Genomic DNA, 16,774 nt, shown 5'->3' with positions numbered 1-16,774 from the left:
CATACGGACGCGCAATGTTGCCTAAAAATGTTCCAACCTCCGGGAACAATCCGCCACCTACTGCGTTTGCCCCCGTTGAGGCAGGGTCCGGGAATGGTCGAGAAGTCTAGTCAGCAGAGGGATTTGTTCGAAAGCGAACGCAGTTTCCGCCTGTTAGTTGAAGGAGTTGCGGACTACGCACTCTACATGCTGGATCCCACCGGGAGAATCACCAGCTGGAACATTGGCGGCGAGCGCATCAAGGGCTATTCACCCGGGGAGATCCTCGGCCAACACTTTTCCCGGTTCTACACCGAGACCGACCGCGCCAACGGCAAGCCCGCCCGTGCGCTCGGCATCGCGCGGGAAAAGGGCCGCTACGAGGAGGAAGGCTGGCGCGTCCGCAAGGACGGCACCTTCTTCTGGGCCAGCGTCGTCATCGATCCGATCTACGAGGCCGGCGAGCTGGTCGGCTTCGCCAAGATCACGCGCGACATCACCGAGCGGCGCAATACCCAGCTCAAGCTCGAGGCGATGCAGAAGCAGCTCGCCGAATCCCAGAAATTCGACGCGCTCGGTCAGCTCACCGGCGGGGTCGCCCACGATTTCAACAACCTCCTGATGATCATCAGCGGCAGCCTCCACATGCTGAAACGAGGGGCCGACGACGAAGCCAAGCTTCAGCGCGCGATCTCGGCCATCGAAACCGCTACCAGGCGCGGCGCCGCGCTAACCAACCAGCTCCTCACCTTCGCGCGGCGGCAGAGCGTCAATCCGCAGGCGATCGACTTCGCCGACCGCATCGCGGCGATCCGCGAGGTACTCGATGCCGGCGTCGGCAGCTCCGTGCGCCTGGCTTTCGACGTCAGCGACGACGTCTGGCCGATCAGGACCGACGTTTCCGAGCTCGAGACCGCGCTGCTCAACCTTGTCATCAATGCCCGCGACGCGATGCCCGACGGAGGCACGGTGACGATCGCAGCGCGCAATCTCGTGCTCGACGAGGACCCCCTCGTGGGCGAATTCATCGCGATCGACGTCACCGATACCGGCCTCGGCATTCCCTCCGACGTTCTCGACAAGATCTTCGAGCCGTTCTTCACGACCAAGGCGATCGGAAAAGGCACTGGCCTCGGTCTCTCCCAGGTGCACGGCTTCGCCCATCAGGCCGGCGGCACGGTCCGGGTCGCGAGCGCGCTCGGCAAGGGCACGACCTTCACCATCCTGCTGCCGCGCGGAGAAGACGAGCCATCGCGTGAGGCGGCGGGAGAACCGGCGTTCCAAGGCAGCGGCACGGTGCTGCTGGTCGAGGACAATCCGGACGTCGCCGCCGTCAGCATCGGCCTTCTAGAGCAGCTCGGCTATCAGGTGCGCCGGGTCGCGGACGCCGAAGCCGCCTTGAGCGAGATCGAGAAGAACGGCGTCGACTTCGTGTTCTCGGATATCGTCATGCCCGGCAAGATGGACGGGCTCAGCCTCGCCCATCACCTCCGCCAGATCCGCCCCGGCCTGCCGATTCTGCTCGCCACCGGCTACAGCGAAGTCGCCGCAGGCGTGCGCGGCGATTTCCCGATCCTGCGCAAGCCCTACGAGATCCACGAATTGAGCGAAGCGATCGCCAAGCTGCCGCGGTGATTCTTTAGCTACACCGTCGGCAACACCGAAAACGCCTCGCCTGCTCGGCGCAAGTTCAGTTCATCGACGTCGGCCGTCTCGCTGGTGACGCTGTCGACGCGCGAGGACGGCGGGCCGTGGCGGCACAGCGCAACCATGTCCGCGACGTGCTTCGGCGGCCCCGCGAACAGCGCTTCGACGCTGCCGTCACGGCGGTTGCGGACCCAGCCTTCGAGACCGCACGTCGTCGCCTGATACTCGAGCCAGGCCCGGTAGCCTACCCCCTGCACGCGGCCGCGGATCATGACCTGGAGGATCGCCCGGCTCATTGTTTCAGTCCGAGGACATCGGCGCTCCGCGCCTTGACGTCGGCCTCCCGCGTGACGCGGCTGGTCAAGTCCGACGATGGGAGACCTTTGAGATTCTTCGGCGCAGTGCCGTCGCGTAGCGCCTTCTGCGTCTCGTAGACGGCCTGCGTTGCGGCCGCGATCGGCGCGTGGCCCTGAAGCGCGATGCGCACGCGCTGGCCAGCGAGGTATTCGAGCACGTTCAACTCCTCCGGCGCGCCGCCGAGCACGATCGGCAGGCGCGTCGCAGACACGATGGCCTCGAGCTCGGCGCGCGACTTGATGCCGGTGAAGAACAGCGCGTCGACGCCGGTAGCCTCATAAGCTCTGGCGCGGCGGATCGCATCCTCGATCGAGGTGATCGAGGCCGCACCGGTGCGGCCCATGATGACGAGCGAGGGGTCGCCGCGGCCGTCGAGTGCCGCCTTCATCTTGCCGACGCCCTCCTCGAGCGAGATCAGCTGCGTCTTCGCTTCGCCGAAGCCAGCCGGCAGCAGCGTGTCCTCGATGGTGAGGCCGGCGGCGCCCGCCGTTTCCAGCTCCTGCACCGTGCGACGCACGTTGAGCGCGTTGCCATAGCCGTGATCGGCATCGACCAACACCGGAAGCGCTGCAGCACGCGACATCCGCCGCATCTGCTCGGCAAGTTCCGTGAGCGTGATCAGCGTGATGTCGGGGTCGCCGAGCACCGCGAGCGAAGCTACCGAGCCGCCGAACATGCCGAGCGGGAAACCGAGATCCTCGGCGATGCGGATCGAGATAGCGTCGTAGACCGAGCCGGGATGGACGCACGTCCCGCCCGACAGGATTGATCGCAGTTTTTCGCGGCGGGAACGAAAGGCCATGGTGATGTCTCGGTTAGGTCACGGACGCCGCAGCATACTCCGTCATTGCGAGCGAAGCGAAGCAATCCAGAAATGCATCCGCAGAGACAGACTGGATTGCTTCGTCGCGGAGCCTGTCATCGGGCCGCGCTTCGCGCGGACCCGGTGGCTCCTCGCAATGACGTTACGCAAACTCCAAAATCAGCGCATCCACCGCGAGCGTCGCGCCGGCGCTGGCGTGGATCTTCTTCACCGTGCCGTCCTGCTCGGCGCGCAGAACGTTCTGCATCTTCATGGCTTCGACCACCGCGAGCGTCTCGCCGGCCTTGACCTCCTGCCCTTCGGTCACCGCGATCGAGACCACGAGACCGGGCATCGGACAAAGCAGCTTCTTGCCGGTGTCGGCAGCCGTGGTCACCGGCATCAGCCGCGCCGAGGCAGCTTCCGCTTCGGTCCAGACATAGACCGGCACCTCGACGCCCTGATGCGCGAGGCGGATACCGTTCGCGATCGGGCGCACCTGCACCGCGACGACATGCCCGTCGATGGTGCCCTGCCAGACAGGATCGCCCGGCTTCCACGGCGACTGCAACAGATGCGCATTGCCGGTCTTGCCGTCAGCATTGACGAAACGCACCGCGACCGCCTCGCCCTCGCGCGCGATCTCCAGCAGGATCTCCTGGCGGTCGAGCCAGACCGCACGGCGACGCTCGCGCTGCACGATGCGGCCGCCCATCTGCCCCGAGATCTGCCGCTTGCGCTCGCCGAGCACGTGATCGATGGCGGCGCCGACCGCAGCGAGCCGCCGTGCGACCTCGCCTTCAGGCACCCGCACGGCAAAGCCCTTGGGGAATTCCTCGGCGATGAAGCCGGTGGAGAGCCGGCCTTCGCGCCAGCGCGGATGATGCATCAGCGCCGACAGGAACGGGATGTTGTGGCGGATACCGTCCACATAGAACGAGTCCAGCGCAGTGGCCTGCGCCTCGATCGCGGCGGCGCGCGACGGCGCGTGGGTGACGAGCTTGGCGATCATCGGATCGTAATGGATCGAGATCTCGCCGCCCTCCTGCACGCCGGTGTCGTTGCGCACGGTGATGCCGTCCTGGCTCGCTTCCGCCGGCGGACGGTATTTCACCAGGCGCCCGATCGAGGGCAGGAAGTTGCGGAACGGGTCCTCCGCGTAGAGGCGCGACTCCACTGCCCAGCCGGTCAGCGTGACGTCCTTCTGCGCAATGGCGAGCTTCTCGCCGGCGGCGACGCGGAGCATCTGCTCGACGAGGTCGACGCCGGTGACCAGCTCGGTGACAGGATGCTCGACCTGGAGGCGCGTGTTCATCTCCAGGAAGTAGAAGCTCTTGTCCTGCCCCGCGACGAATTCGACGGTGCCGGCGGAGTCGTAATTCACCGCCTTGGCGAGTGCGACCGCCTGCTCGCCCATCTTACGGCGGGTGGCTTCGTCGAGCAGCGGCGACGGCGCTTCCTCGATGACCTTCTGGTTGCGGCGCTGGATCGAGCATTCGCGCTCGCCGAGATAGATCACGTTGCCGTGCTTGTCGCCGAGCAGCTGGATCTCGATATGGCGGGGATCGACGATGAACTTCTCGATGAAGACCCGGTCGTCACCGAACGAGGCCTTGGCCTCCGCCTTGGCGAGGTTGAACCCTTCGGCGACCTCGGAGGTCGAATGCGCGATGCGCATGCCCTTGCCGCCGCCGCCGGCGGAGGCCTTGATCATCACGGGATAGCCGATCTCGTCAGCGATCTTGACCGCGTGCGTAGCGTCCTCGATGACGCCGAGATAGCCGGGCACGGTCGAGACTTTTGCCTTCGCGGCAGCCCTTTTGGATTCGATCTTGTCGCCCATCGCCGCGATCGCGCCCGGGTTGGGGCCGATGAAGACGATGCCGGCCGCCTCCAGCGCGCGCGGAAACGCCTCGCGCTCGGACAGGAAGCCGTAACCGGGATGCACGGCCTCGGCGCCGGTCTTGCGGCAGGCCTCCACGATCTTCTCGATCACCAGATAACTCTCGGCCGCAGCCGGCGGGCCGATCAGCACGGCCTCGTCGGCCATCTCGACATGGAGAGCGTCGCGGTCGGCCTCGGAATAGACCGCGACCGTCTGAACTCCCATGCGGCGAGCGGTCTTGATGACCCGGCAGGCGATTTCGCCGCGATTGGCGATCAGAATGCGTTTGAACATGCTTTTCTTGAGTCTCGACCTTGGGCGGGACCCTTCCCTGGCCGTTGGAGCCTATGGGAGGGGCCGTGTGGCTCCCGTGGTACATCAAAATAGGCTGGAGGCAACGGTCAAAATCCGGCCCCTCTGGCGTACCAGCGCAAGACCGAAGCAAGACCGAAACGGGCCTGACAGGCCCCGGACGGCCTACGGCTTCCCGGCCTTGCCCACGTTCCGGACCAGGCCGTGAATGAAGCCGAGCTTGTCGACAACGACCGGCGAGAGGATGAACGGATAGAGATCGCGCATGCCCATGGCGCGGTTGACGCTGTTCATGGCGAAGGTGAAGGGCAGCCATGCGTTGACGATGGCCTCGACGTCCCTCGCTTCGTACGGGTTGAAGCGGATGCGCGCCGTCAACTCCCCGTCGCGGTCCACCTTGGGCCGCACCTCCATGCCGAACTCGCTAGCCATCTCCAGAGTGTCGACGATGTGAAGATAGTGCGCCCAGGTCCTCGGCGAAATCTTCCCAGGGATGCGTGGTCGCGTAGGCAGAAACGTAGTTCTGCTGCCAGTCCGGCGGGGCGCCTTCGGCATAGTGGCGCTGCAAGGCCTGACCGTAATCGGCGGAATCGTCGCCGAACACGGCGCGGCATTCGTCCAGCATGCCGCCGTCGCGCACCAGCACGTCCCAGAAATAGTGCCCGACCTCGTGGCGGAAATGCCCGAGCAGCGTCCGGTAGGGCTCGCCCATCTCCAGCCTGCGCCGCTCGCGCTCGATGTCGTCGGCCTCGGTCAGCGCGATCGTGATCAGGCCGTTGTCGTGGCCGGTCAGGACCTTCTGCCCGCTCTGCGGATCGTCGGCGAGGAAATTGAAGATCAGGCCATGTTCGGGATTGTCCTGCCGGGTCTGGAGCGGCAGCTTCCAGCGGATCAGGGAATAGAACAGCCGGTGCTTCGCCATCTCCAGCTCGCGCCAGCCGGCGAGTTGCGCCTGATCCGACAGATCCGGCACGACGCCGTTATGCCGGCAGGCGCGGCAATAGCCGGTGGTATCACCTGCATCCGTCAGCCAGTTGCAGGAATCATATTCGGCATTACGGCACGGCATGCGTCCGCTGCCCTTGTCGGCGAGCGTGGCCCAGACCTCTCCGTCGGGCTCGATCGCCGACATCGTCTCCTTCTCCGGCAGGAACGCGACCCGATGGCCGCAGCGTTCACAGGTGCGGTTCTCGAAATAGAGGACGTTGCCGCAGGCCTGGCAGACAAAAAGCTTCAAGATTTAGCCTCTTCGGAAAGGGAGCTTTTGGGAATGACAGTTGTGGCGCCTCGCGGATACGCGCGCGGCGGGCTCATCGTTCCAATGTTCGGAACAAATAGCCAGACTTGGCGTTCGCTCATGCCCACCATACTGCATCCGGCGACGCCTTTCTTTCCATATTCCCTCTGAGCAATGGCCATCGCGCTACGTCTGTGTGAATATCGGTCCGCCACGTGCGCTCTCGCATCACAACGGCCAACGCCTTGAACGATCCTTTGCCCGAGACCATCGCCGCCGAAAAGCTGCGCCAGCACCTGGAAGATGTTGCGCGCGAGCGCGACAACGCCTATCGCGCGCTCCAGGAGCGCGAAGCCGAACTTGCGCGCATCCAGCGCATCGGCAAGGTCGGCGGTCTCGAAGTCGATTTCCGCGAAGGCTTCAAGAACCGCCGTTCGCCGGAATATCTGATGCTTCACGGCCTGCCGCCGGAAGCTGCCGACGAGTCGCACGAGGACTGGATCAATCGCATTCATCCCGGCGACCGGGACGCTACGGTGAAGCACTTCATCGAAGCGCTGTCCGGCACCAGTGAGGACTATACCGCAGAATACCGCATCATCCGCCCCAGCGACGGCGAGACCCGCTGGATCCGCGTCGTCGCCAAGATCGAGCGGGACGGTGGCGGCCGCGCCCTTCGCCTCGTCGGCGCCCATATCGACGTCACCGACCAGATGCTGGTGCGTGAGACCCTGCGCGAGAGCGAAGAGCGCTTCCGGCTGATCGCCGACAGCGCCCCGGTGCCGATCTGGGTCACCAAACTCGACCGCACACGGTCCTTCGCCAACCAGGCCTATGTCGATTTCGTCGGCCTGCCCTACGACCAGGCCATTGCCTTCGACTGGCGCAAGGTGCTGCATCCGGACGACCTGCCCCACGTGCTACAGCAATCCGTTCAGGGCGAAGCATCACTCAAACCGTTCGTGCTGGAAGCCCGCTACAAGAACGCCGCCGGCGAATGGCGCTGGCTGCGTTCGGAATCGCAGCCGCGCTGGGACCCGACCGGCAGGCATATCGGCTTCATCGGCGTTGCCCATGACATCACGGTGGCCAAACAGGCCGAGATCGAGCTCCGGCAGCTCAACGAGACGCTGGAAGAACGCATCGTCCAGCGCACCGCCGAACTCGAATCCAACGAGGCGCGGCTGCGCGCCATCCTGGAGACCAGCAACCAGTATCAGGGCCTCGTCAATCTCAGTGGCGAGCTGCTTTACGCCAACACGACCGTGCTCGACGCCATCAAGGCGAGCCCTGCGGATGTGATCGGAAAGCCGTTGTGGCAGACGCCCTGGTTCAGCACGACGGAGGGCATGGGCGCACGAGTGCGCGAGGCCTTCGACACCGTGCTCAAGGGCGAAGCCGTGCGGATGGAGATGCGCCTGCGCCTTCCCATCGGGGAGCGCGATTTCGAGTTCGGCATGCGCCCGGTGCTCGACCGCCACGGCAACATCACCGGCGCGGTGCCTGAGGCTGTGGACATCACCGAGCGTCGCCGCGGCGAGGAAGCGTTGCGGCAATCGCAGAAGATGGAGGCGATCGGCCAGCTCACTGGCGGCGTCGCGCACGACTTCAACAATCTGCTCACCATCATCCGCTCGGCCACCGATTTCCTGCGCCGCCGCGAGCTGCCGGAGGAGCGCCGTCGCCGCTATGTCGATGCTATCTCGGACACCGTCGAGCGCGCCTCCAAGCTGACCGCCCAGCTGCTGGCGTTTGCGCGCCGGCAGCCGCTGAAACCGCAGATCTTCAACGTCGGCAGCCAGGTTGAAGGGGTCGCGCAGCTGGTCCGGCCGCTGGTCGGTGGCCGCATCGAAATTGCGGTGGAGGTTCACGATGGCGACTGCTTCACGGTCGCCGATATCGCGCAATTCGAGACCGCGCTGATCAACCTCGCCATCAACGCCCGCGACGCCATGGACGGCGAAGGCCGTCTCACCATTGCGGTCCGGAAAGTTCAGGGAATCCCCGACCTCCGCACGCAACCGGCGCGCGGCGGCGACTATGTCGCGATCTCCGTTGCCGACACTGGCAGCGGCATCGCGCCCGAAAACATCGAAGCCATCTTCGAGCCGTTCTTCACCACCAAGGAGGTCGGCAAGGGCACCGGCCTCGGCTTGAGCCAGGCCTTCGGCTTCGCAAAGCAGTCCGAGGGCGACATCGCCGTGACGAGCACCCATGGTGAAGGCGCGACCTTCACCATCTATCTGCCGCGGGCGCACAGCCCCGCGACAGATCAGGAAGCCGCGGCGCTGACCTATGAGGCCGCGGCCACCGGGCGCGGCTATCGCGTGCTCGTGGTGGAAGACGACGACGAGGTCGGCCGGTTCTCCACCGAGCTGCTGGAAGACCTCGGCTATGTCGTCCGCCGCGCCGCCAACGCCAATGCGGCGCTCGCCATTCTCGGCGAGAACGAGTTCGCCGTCGATCTCGTTTTCTCCGACGTCATCATGCCCGGCATGAACGGCGTCGAGCTCGCCGGCATCATCCGCGAACGCTATCCGGGCCTGCCCGTCGTGCTCACCTCTGGTTACAGCAACGTTCTCGCCGAGAACGCCGATCGCGGTTTCGAGCTGATCCAGAAGCCGTATTCGGTCGAAGCCCTGTCGCGCATCTTGCGCAAGGCAATCACGGCAAAGCCGTCGATGGCGCGATGAGTGTTATGGTCGCACGAAGCTGCCACAAACTCCGTAGTTGCGAGCGCAGCGAAACAATCCAAAATCTTTCCGCGGAAACAGTCTGGATTGCTTCGTCGCTGTGCTCCTCGCAATGACGGCGCTATCGCGCCGCTCCAACCCAACGGGCTTTTGAACAACATTGTGGACTGAAACTCGGGCCGAGACGCGGCAATCGCAGATAGCCGTCCGCGCTCGCGGGGGGAAGACATCGACATCGGCTTCCGCTATCGCTGCCGAATGAACCGACACATCTCAAGGATCGAACGTGCCGTCTAACGCCATCTGGGCCTGGAGCATCATCGTCGTCGCGACCGCAGGCGTCATCATCCGGCCCTTTCGCCTGCCGGAGGCGATCTGGGCCATCATCGGCGCCAGTGCGCTCGTGCTGTTCGGTCTGCTGCCCTGGCGGGATGCGCTCACCGGCATCGAGAAAGGCGTGGATGTCTATCTTTTCCTGATCGGCATGATGCTGATCGCCGAGCTGGCGCGGCTCGAAGGCCTGTTCGACTATCTCGCAGCGCTCGCCGTGGAACATGCCGGCGGCTCGCCGCAGCGGCTGTTCCTGCTGATCTACATTGTCGGCACGCTCGTCACCGTCCTGCTCTCGAACGACGCCACCGCGATCGTGCTGACCCCCGCCGTCTATGCCGCGACGCGTGCGGCCGGCGCCAAGCCGCTGCCTTATCTCTTCGTCTGCGCCTTCATCGCCAATGCCGCGAGCTTCGTGCTGCCGATCTCCAACCCCTCCAATCTCGTCGTGTTCGGCGCCCACATGCCTGCGCTCACCGAATGGCTGCGGCTGTTCGCCCTGCCCTCGGCGGCCTCGATCCTGCTGACTTATGTCGTGCTGCGCCTGACCCAGCACCGCGCCCTGAAGGAAGAGACGATCGCGCGCAGAGTGCCGCATCCCAAGCTCGGCCGCGGCGGCAAGCTGACGGCCATCGGCATCGTGGCGATCGGCGTCGTGCTGGTCACGGCCTCCGCGTTGGACAAGCAATTGGGCCTGCCGACCTTCGTTTGCGGCGTGGTGACAGCCGCAATCGTGCTGCTGCTCAACCGGCAATCGCCGCTCCCCGTGCTGCGCGGCGTCTCCTGGAGCGTGCTGCCGCTGGTCGGCGGATTGTTCGTGATGGTGGAAGCGCTGATCAAGACCGGCGTGATCGGGCAGCTCAGCGCGCTGCTGCATGAAGCTGTCGGACAATCCGTGACGAAGGCGGCCTGGAGCGTCGGCATCGCCACCGCGGTCGCCGACAACATCGCCAATAATCTTCCCGTCGGTCTCGTTGCCGGCTCGGTCGCCGCCAGCGATCACTTGCCCGCGCCGGTCGTGAGCGCCATCCTGATCGGCGTCGATCTCGGTCCCAATCTGTCGGTGACCGGTTCGCTCGCCACCATCCTGTGGCTGGTGGCGCTGCGGCGGGAGAAGATCGAAGTCGGCGCCTGGCCGTTCCTCAAGCTCGGACTGCTCGTGACGCCGCCGGCCCTGATCGCGGCCTTGGCGGCCGCGATCAGGTAACTTGCGAGATCAGTCGTTCTCGTAGCCGTAGACTTCCGGCAGGATGAAGATTGCGGCAAGCAATCCGATCAGCGGGAAGATCGCGACGAACAGCGTGGCATTCGCCTGCCCAATCGCCGCGAACAACGACGGGAACAGGAAGATCGCGAGGAACGACGGCAGCTTCACGAACATGTAGGCGAAGCCGCTGGCGGTGCCGCGATATTTCGGCTTGGCGACCATGGTCGGGATCGTCATGCAGTTGGAGGCATCCCAATAATGGCCCCACAGCATCGCGGCAGCCGCGAACGGCAGCAGGATCTTGTTGTCGGTGTAGAGCGCGAAGGCCGCGACCAGCAGCGAGACCAGCACGATCGAGAAGCCCGCGATCGAGATGCCGCGGTGGCCGATTTTCGGGGTCAGCAGCGGACCGACCCAGCCCGACACGGCAGCGAAGGAGAACAGCGCCATCGTCACCAGATTGATGCCGAGCACGCTCGACACGCCGACCATCACGAAGAGCACCGGCAGGTAGAACGCGAAGGTCGAGAACTCGCTGGCCTGCGCGAAGCAGGCGATCCAGCCGTAGATCGTGGCGCGCCAGCGGATCGGATCCTTCTTGAGGTCGGCGAGGAAGTCGCGGGTGGACACCTTGGGCACCTCCACGTCATGGTCCGGCAGCATGGCGAGGTCGTCGTTGAACATCTCGCGCGCGACCTGCTTGGCCTCGCGGTAGCGTCCCTTCTGCACCAGCCAGACCGCCGTCTCCGGCACGTCGTGCCGCATGATCAGGATGATCAGCGCCGGCAGCGCGCCGAGGCCGAGCGTCACCCGCCATAGCGTTTCGTGGTTGATGTCGAGCAGCAGGAAGATCACGATGACGCCGATCGTCAGGACCTCACCGACCGCGAACATGAATTGCCAGCGGTTGCCCATGACTTCGCGCTCACCCTTGGCCATGGATTCCATGATGTAGGTGTAGCCGGTCGAGATGTCCGAACCGAGCGGAACGCCGAGCAAGAAGCGGATCACGACGAGCCAGAACACATTGGGCACGAAGGCCTGCGCCAGCGCCAGCACGATGAACAGCACCATCGTCACCAGGAACATGACGCGGCGGCCGATCTTGTCGGAGAGCCAGCCGCCGAGCAGCGCACCGATCAGGGCGCCGCCTTGCGTACCGGCCGCGGCCAGGCCCAGCATCAGCGGATCGGGATTGAACTGCTCCTTGATGAAGATCAGCACGAAGGCGATCGAATAGAGATCCCAGGCTTCGACCAGGATCGAGGCCATCATCAGCCAGCCGACCTTGTTGCCCTTGGGACTGTAGTTCGTGATGAGGTAGCGGACCGCGGCTTCGCTCGCGGTCGGTTGTGGCATCGCCATCGTCGACATCTTTGGTCCTCTCTTCAAAACTTTCTTACGTGCCAAGCAGCGGCTCGATGCTGCAATCGAGCAGGCGCGGGTCGATCCCGACCTCCATGCCGGTGAACATCTCGCCCATGTAGTCGATCAGTGCATCGCTCGCCTTCACCGCGTCCTCGACGCGGCGGCCGGCGACCGCGGCGAGAATGGCGAGGTGACGATCGATCGTGCCTGACAGTTCGGCCTGTCCCGGCATGAACCGGTGGTGGATGTAGCCGATGCGCCGGTACAGCGTGTGTAACGGCCGTAGCGTGTGCACCAGAAACGGCTCGCCTGCCGCCTCCAGCACCAGCGCGTCGATGCGGCGGTCAATACTGTTGAACTCGTCGAGGGTCAGAGTGGCGCGGCGCTCGCGCAAAAGGCGCTCGATATGCAGCGCCTGATTGCGGTGCGAGAGGCTGGCGCGATCGGCCGCAAGCCGGATCACGAAGCGCTCCATGTCGCGGCGCAAGGCCAGCAGCATGCGCTCGCGTGCCAGATCGATCGGCGCAATGCGCAGACCGTGGCGCGGTCGGATGATGATCAACGTATCGGCGGAGAGACGATTGACGGCGTGATGAACCGGCGTACGGCCGAAGCCGGTGATGTGCTGCAATTCCAGCATCGTCATGAACTGGCCCGGCTTGAGCTCGCAATGGACGAGCAGCTCTTCGATCCTCTGGTAGGCGAGCTCGAAGAAGTTGAGACGGTTGCGTCGGAAGGGCTTGCCCTCGCCGTCGTCGTTCCTCACCACCTCGAGCGCGCGCTTGCGCGTTGCCATGCCGTCTCTCCCTCAGCCCGCGCCGTCGTTGCTGGATGGCGCCTTGTTGGTGATATCCCTAAAACATGTTGTGATATATTACAAGCGGGCGTAAGACTTGACGCCTGCCCGCACCATGTTGCGGTGCGCAATGACAACAAGACGGCGCTGCGCGCGCCTGCGATGGGAGGAGTTGCCGTGAAAATCACGTCGATAGAGACGCTGCGCACCGAAGAATTCTCCAACGTCATCTGGGTGCGCGTCCACACCGACACGGGCATGATCGGTCTCGGCGAAACCTTTTACGGCGCCGGCGCAGTCGAGGCGCAGATCCACGACACCTTTGCCGGCCGCCTGCTCGGCCGCAATCCGCTGCACATCGAGGCGATCCATCGCGACATGCTGAACCTGCCGATGGCGCAGTCGTCCACCGGCGTCGAATATCGCGCGGCTTCGGCAATCGACATTGCGCTGTGGGACCTGTTCGGCAAAGTCTGCAATCAGCCGGTCCACCAGATGCTCGGCGGCCTCTGCCGCGACAAGCAGCGCATCTACAACACCTGCGCCGGCACCCAATATGTCCGCTCCACCAATATCAGCCCGGTCGCGAACTGGAATCTTGGCGCTGCCAAAAGTCCCTACGAAGACCTCGACGGCTTCATGCACCGCGCCGACGCGCTTGCCGAAAACCTGCTGGAGAGCGGCATCTCCGCGATGAAGATCTGGCCGTTCGATCCGGCGGCGCAGGGGAACAAGGGTCTCTACATCTCCGCCGCGCAGATGAAGCAGGCGATCGAGCCGTTCGAGAAGATCCGAAGGGCGGTCGGCGACAAGATGGAGATCATGGTCGAGCTTCACTCGCTGTGGAACCTGCCAACCGCAAAACAGATCGCGCGCGCGCTCGAGCCCTACAAGCCGACCTGGTACGAAGACCCGATCCGTATGAACTCGCCGCAGGCGCTGGCCGAATATGCCCGCTGCACCGACGTCTGGGTCTGCGCCAGCGAGACGCTGGGGTCGCGCTTCCCCTACAAGGACATGCTCGACCGCGACGCTATGCATGTGGTGATGGCGGATCTGTGCTGGACCGGCGGCCTCACCGAGGGCCGCAAGATCGCGGCGATGGCCGAGACCTATCACCGGCCCTTCGCACCGCACGACTGCATCGGCCCGATCGGCTTCATCGCCGCCATCCACATGTCGTTCAGCCAGCCCAATACGCTGATCCAGGAATCGGTGCGCGCCTTCTACAAGGGCTGGTACAATGAGCTCGTGACCACCATGCCCACGATCAAGGATGGTTTTGTCTATCCAATGGAAGGCCCCGGCCTCGGCGTCGACCTTCTGCCTGCCGTCTTCGACCGCTCCGATCTGACCGTGCGCCGTTCCAACGTCTGAGGATTCTTGAGATGAGCACCGCCCTCTTCGACCTTTCCGGCCGCACCGCGCTCGTGACCGGCTCCTCCCGCGGTCTCGGCCGCGCCATTGCCGAGGGCATGGCCAAGGCCTGCGCCAGGATCATCGTCAACGGCGTCGATCCCAAGCGTGTCGAGCAGGCCGTCGCCGAGTTTCGCGCCGCCGGCCACCAGGCCGAAGGCGCCGCTTTCAACGTCACCGACGAGCCTGCGATCGTCGCCGCCTTCAACGACTTCGACAAGAGGGGCATCGCGGTCGACATCCTCGTCAACAATGCCGGCATCCAGCACCGCAAGCCGCTGGTGGAGTTCACCACCGACGAGTGGCGCAAGGTGATCGAGACCAACCTCACCAGCGCCTTCGTGATCGGCCGCGAGGCGGCCAAGCGCATGATCCCGCGCAAGTACGGCAAAATCATCAATATCGGCTCGCTCGGCAGCGAGCTCGCGCGTCCCACGATTGCGCCCTACACCGCTGCCAAGGGCGGCATCAAGAACCTGACTCGCTCGATGGCGGTGGAATGGGCCCAGCACGGCATCCAGGCCAACGCGATCGGCCCCGGCTATATGCTGACCGACATGAACGAGGCGCTGGTCAACAACACCGACTTCAACAACTGGCTGATGGGCCGCGTTCCCTCCAAGCGCTGGGGCCGACCGGACGAGCTGGTGGGCGCTGCGATCTTCCTGGCCTCGGATGCCTCGACCTATGTCAACGGCCAGATCATCTATGTCGATGGCGGCATGATCGCTGCGATGTGAGCCGCGAAACGCTGAGGGAGCTAACCATGCGCGCCGTCGTCATTCACGCACCGAAAGATCTGCGGATCGATAGCTACCCCGATGCAGCGCCCGGTCCGGGCGAAGTCCGCGTCAAGATCGCGAACGGCGGCATCTGCGGCTCCGATCTGCACTACTATCATCACGGCGGCTTCGGTGTCGTGCGCATCCAGCAACCGATGGCGCTGGGGCACGAGATCGCCGGCGTGGTCGCAGCCATCGGTGACGGCGTCACGACCGTGAAGCCGGGCACTCGGGTCGCGGTCAATCCGAGCAAGCCGTGCGGCCGGTGCCTGCATTGCCAGGAAGGCATGCGCAACCAGTGCCTCGACATGCGCTTCCTCGGCAGCGCGATGCGCTTTCCCCATGTGCAGGGCGGCTTTCGCGAATTCATCACGGTCGATGCGGCGCAGGCCGTTCCGATCGCCGACAAGCTATCGCTGGCGGAAGCCGCGGTCGCCGAGCCGCTCGCGGTGTGCCTGCATGCCGGCAAGCAGGCCGGGCCCCTGCTCGGCAAGCGCGTGCTGATCACCGGCTGCGGCCCGATCGGCGCGCTGATGATTTTGGTCTCGCGCTTCGGCGGCGCGGCCGAGATCGTGGTCACCGATGTCGCGGAGGCGCCGCTTGCGGTCGCCAAAAAGCTCGGCGCCACTTACGCCATCAATGTCGCGGCCGGCGCGACGGCGCTCGATCCGTGGCGCACCGGCAAGGGTGTGTTCGACACGCTGTTCGAAGCCTCGGGCAACCAGGCCGCACTCCGCACCGCGCTCGACGTGCTCAGGCCCAGGGCCACGTTGGTGCAGCTCGGCCTGGGCGGCGAAATGACGCTGCCGATCAACTCCATCGTCGCCAAGGAATTGCAGCTCCGCGGCACCTTCCGCTTCGATCCCGAATTCGAGCTGGCGGTGCGGCTGATGGGCGAAGGCCTAATCGACGTCAAGCCGCTGATCACGGCGACCATGCCGTTCGAGAACGCGGTCGCAGCGTTCGAGCTCGCCAGCGACCGCTCGCAGTCGATGAAGGTGCAATTGACGTTCTGATCGATGAGCGCTGCTATTGGTTCTCGATCAGCCGGTCGCTGACCAGCCGCACGGCGCCCCGTTTCCAGGAATAGTCCGCGCCCAGGCGCAGGCCGCTGTCGCCGCGTGCCAGCACCGCGCCGGTCCTGGCATCGCGCACCTGGAAGCCGAGCGTGTATTCGGTGCGGCTGACCCGCCGCACCACCCCGATCAGAGACTGATCCGCACCGAGCCCTTGCGCCATCGCCGCTTCGCAGCCGCCGCAGTCGCGTAAAGCGCGTGCCTTTACCGCCTCCTCGTTCGCGCTGCCGACATCGACGAGGCGGTAGCGGCCGGATTGGCCAAGGGCATCGCGCACACTGCCGGTCACTTCGGCCAGATAGAATGCATCTGCGGCCGCGAGACCGGCGGCCGGCGCCGCGGTGTTGTCCTCGAGCTCGAATTCGAACACCGCCAGCGCGATCGGCGCGGGTGCGCCGAGCGCGGCCATGATCTCGCGGGACACGAAGATCTCGGCACGCTCCCATGATTCATCATTGTCGCCGCGGAAGGTGTAGAGCTTGTCCATCACGACCTTCCTGGCGCCAACGTCGATCACGGCGACCTTGGCCCATTGCACCAGTGTGCTCGTCTTCTGGATGCCGCCGATCACCTTGAACGCCGCGCCGTCCTGGGCCGAGGGCACCAGCCGGTAGCGCCGGTCTCCGCCGATATCTTGCCGGAGCGCAGCCATGAAGGCCGCCAGCCGTCGCTCGTGGGCGGCGGTCTGGTTGGCAGGCTCCGCTGACGTATCGGTATAACTGAAATCGTCCATGGCGACGCCGACGGCAGTCTCGGCACCGAGCGCATAAGCCGGAAGGACGACAAGGAGACAGACTGAGAGGATCAACCGGCGCAGGTGCATAAATGTGCCTCGTATGACGGAGCGGCGCACAATCTGGACGGCGTAATCAGGGCTCGCAGCAGCG

Annotated in this window: 12 protein-coding genes and 1 pseudogene; 6 read left to right on the top strand and 7 right to left on the bottom strand. The window is 64.9% G+C overall.

Going from position 1 to position 16,774, the window contains the following annotated elements; all coding sequences use genetic code 11:
* The first annotated feature begins 93 nt into the window (after nt 1–93).
* On the top strand, nt 94–1,614 hold the full coding sequence (locus BcanWU425_RS18105) for a PAS domain-containing sensor histidine kinase (RefSeq protein WP_085351344.1): 1,521 nt from the start codon (nt 94–96) through the stop codon (nt 1,612–1,614).
* 8 nt (nt 1,615–1,622) lie between these two features.
* On the opposite strand, the gene BcanWU425_RS18100 is transcribed toward BcanWU425_RS18105, so the two are convergent.
* The 4 genes and pseudogenes from BcanWU425_RS18100 to BcanWU425_RS18085 form a co-directional block, all read right to left on the bottom strand.
* Nucleotides 1,623–1,922, bottom strand: coding sequence for an acylphosphatase (locus BcanWU425_RS18100; RefSeq protein ID WP_007603158.1), 300 nt, complete (start codon nt 1,920–1,922; stop codon nt 1,623–1,625).
* Complete coding sequence (locus tag BcanWU425_RS18095) at nt 1,919–2,785, bottom strand: isocitrate lyase/PEP mutase family protein (protein ID WP_018455234.1); 867 nt, start codon at nt 2,783–2,785, stop codon at nt 1,919–1,921. Before BcanWU425_RS18095 ends, BcanWU425_RS18100 begins: the two co-directional genes overlap by 4 nt.
* 163 nt (nt 2,786–2,948) lie before the next feature.
* Nucleotides 2,949–4,964, bottom strand: coding sequence for an acetyl-CoA carboxylase biotin carboxylase subunit (locus BcanWU425_RS18090; protein ID WP_018455235.1), 2,016 nt, complete (start codon nt 4,962–4,964; stop codon nt 2,949–2,951).
* Between the two features lie 183 nt (nt 4,965–5,147).
* Nucleotides 5,148–6,219 (bottom strand): annotated as a pseudogene (locus BcanWU425_RS18085) (zinc-binding metallopeptidase family protein).
* Nucleotides 6,220–6,434: 215 nt separating this feature from the next.
* Between BcanWU425_RS18085 and BcanWU425_RS18080 the strand changes: the two are divergent.
* On the top strand, nt 6,435–8,912 hold the full coding sequence (locus BcanWU425_RS18080) for a PAS domain S-box protein (RefSeq protein WP_018455237.1): 2,478 nt from the start codon (nt 6,435–6,437) through the stop codon (nt 8,910–8,912).
* 286 nt (nt 8,913–9,198) lie between these two features.
* Nucleotides 9,199–10,449, top strand: coding sequence for an arsenic transporter (locus BcanWU425_RS18075; protein ID WP_231190831.1), 1,251 nt, complete (start codon nt 9,199–9,201; stop codon nt 10,447–10,449).
* 9 nt (nt 10,450–10,458) lie between these two features.
* Here the strand turns inward: BcanWU425_RS18075 and BcanWU425_RS18070 are convergent, their stop codons facing one another.
* Both BcanWU425_RS18070 and BcanWU425_RS18065 read right to left on the bottom strand, forming a co-directional pair.
* Nucleotides 10,459–11,823, bottom strand: a complete 1,365-nt coding sequence (locus BcanWU425_RS18070) for an MFS transporter (protein WP_085351341.1) — start codon at nt 11,821–11,823, stop codon at nt 10,459–10,461.
* A gap of 25 nt (nt 11,824–11,848) precedes the next feature.
* On the bottom strand, nt 11,849–12,613 hold the full coding sequence (locus tag BcanWU425_RS18065) for a GntR family transcriptional regulator (protein WP_018455240.1): 765 nt from the start codon (nt 12,611–12,613) through the stop codon (nt 11,849–11,851).
* Between the two features lie 177 nt (nt 12,614–12,790).
* Between BcanWU425_RS18065 and BcanWU425_RS18060 the strand changes: the two genes are divergently transcribed.
* The 3 genes from BcanWU425_RS18060 to BcanWU425_RS18050 are packed head-to-tail and all read left to right on the top strand — an operon-like array spanning nt 12,791 to nt 15,827.
* Complete coding sequence (locus tag BcanWU425_RS18060) at nt 12,791–13,990, top strand: mandelate racemase/muconate lactonizing enzyme family protein (protein ID WP_231190827.1); 1,200 nt, start codon at nt 12,791–12,793, stop codon at nt 13,988–13,990.
* An 11-nt stretch (nt 13,991–14,001) separates the two neighbouring features.
* The gene (locus BcanWU425_RS18055) at nt 14,002–14,769 is read left to right on the top strand and encodes an SDR family oxidoreductase (RefSeq protein ID WP_204511425.1); all 768 of its coding nucleotides are present in this window, start codon (nt 14,002–14,004) and stop codon (nt 14,767–14,769) included.
* A gap of 26 nt (nt 14,770–14,795) precedes the next feature.
* Entirely contained in the window at nt 14,796–15,827 is a 1,032-nt protein-coding gene (locus tag BcanWU425_RS18050) for an L-idonate 5-dehydrogenase (protein ID WP_204511426.1), read from the top strand.
* 13 nt (nt 15,828–15,840) lie between these two features.
* Here the strand turns inward: BcanWU425_RS18050 and BcanWU425_RS18045 are convergent, their stop codons facing one another.
* A complete protein-coding gene (locus BcanWU425_RS18045; RefSeq protein WP_204511427.1) occupies nt 15,841–16,710 on the bottom strand; it encodes a DUF3280 domain-containing protein in 870 nt (289 codons plus the stop codon).
* Nucleotides 16,711–16,774: the final 64 nt, after the last annotated feature.

This window comes from Bradyrhizobium sp. WU425 (genome assembly GCF_021052305.1).
Lineage (GTDB): Bacteria > Pseudomonadota > Alphaproteobacteria > Rhizobiales > Xanthobacteraceae > Bradyrhizobium > Bradyrhizobium canariense_D.
The sequence above is the reverse complement of the archived record's forward strand: the minus strand, read 5'-3'. Positions and strand labels throughout refer to the sequence as shown.

What these genes read in the sequence shown, in the direction of transcription:
- BcanWU425_RS18095 (WP_018455234.1), bottom strand. Translation starts at nt 2,785, where the DNA reads ATGGCCTTTCGTTCCCGCCGCGAAAAACTGCGATCAATCCTGTCGGGC.
- BcanWU425_RS18065 (WP_018455240.1), bottom strand. Translation starts at nt 12,613, where the DNA reads ATGGCAACGCGCAAGCGCGCGCTCGAGGTGGTGAGGAACGACGACGGC.
- BcanWU425_RS18045 (WP_204511427.1), bottom strand. Translation starts at nt 16,710, where the DNA reads ATGCACCTGCGCCGGTTGATCCTCTCAGTCTGTCTCCTTGTCGTCCTT.
- BcanWU425_RS18055 (WP_204511425.1), top strand. Translation starts at nt 14,002, where the DNA reads ATGAGCACCGCCCTCTTCGACCTTTCCGGCCGCACCGCGCTCGTGACC.
- BcanWU425_RS18105 (WP_085351344.1), top strand. Translation starts at nt 94, where the DNA reads ATGGTCGAGAAGTCTAGTCAGCAGAGGGATTTGTTCGAAAGCGAACGC.
- BcanWU425_RS18070 (WP_085351341.1), bottom strand. Translation starts at nt 11,823, where the DNA reads ATGTCGACGATGGCGATGCCACAACCGACCGCGAGCGAAGCCGCGGTC.
- BcanWU425_RS18050 (WP_204511426.1), top strand. Translation starts at nt 14,796, where the DNA reads ATGCGCGCCGTCGTCATTCACGCACCGAAAGATCTGCGGATCGATAGC.
- BcanWU425_RS18100 (WP_007603158.1), bottom strand. Translation starts at nt 1,922, where the DNA reads ATGAGCCGGGCGATCCTCCAGGTCATGATCCGCGGCCGCGTGCAGGGG.
- BcanWU425_RS18090 (WP_018455235.1), bottom strand. Translation starts at nt 4,964, where the DNA reads ATGTTCAAACGCATTCTGATCGCCAATCGCGGCGAAATCGCCTGCCGG.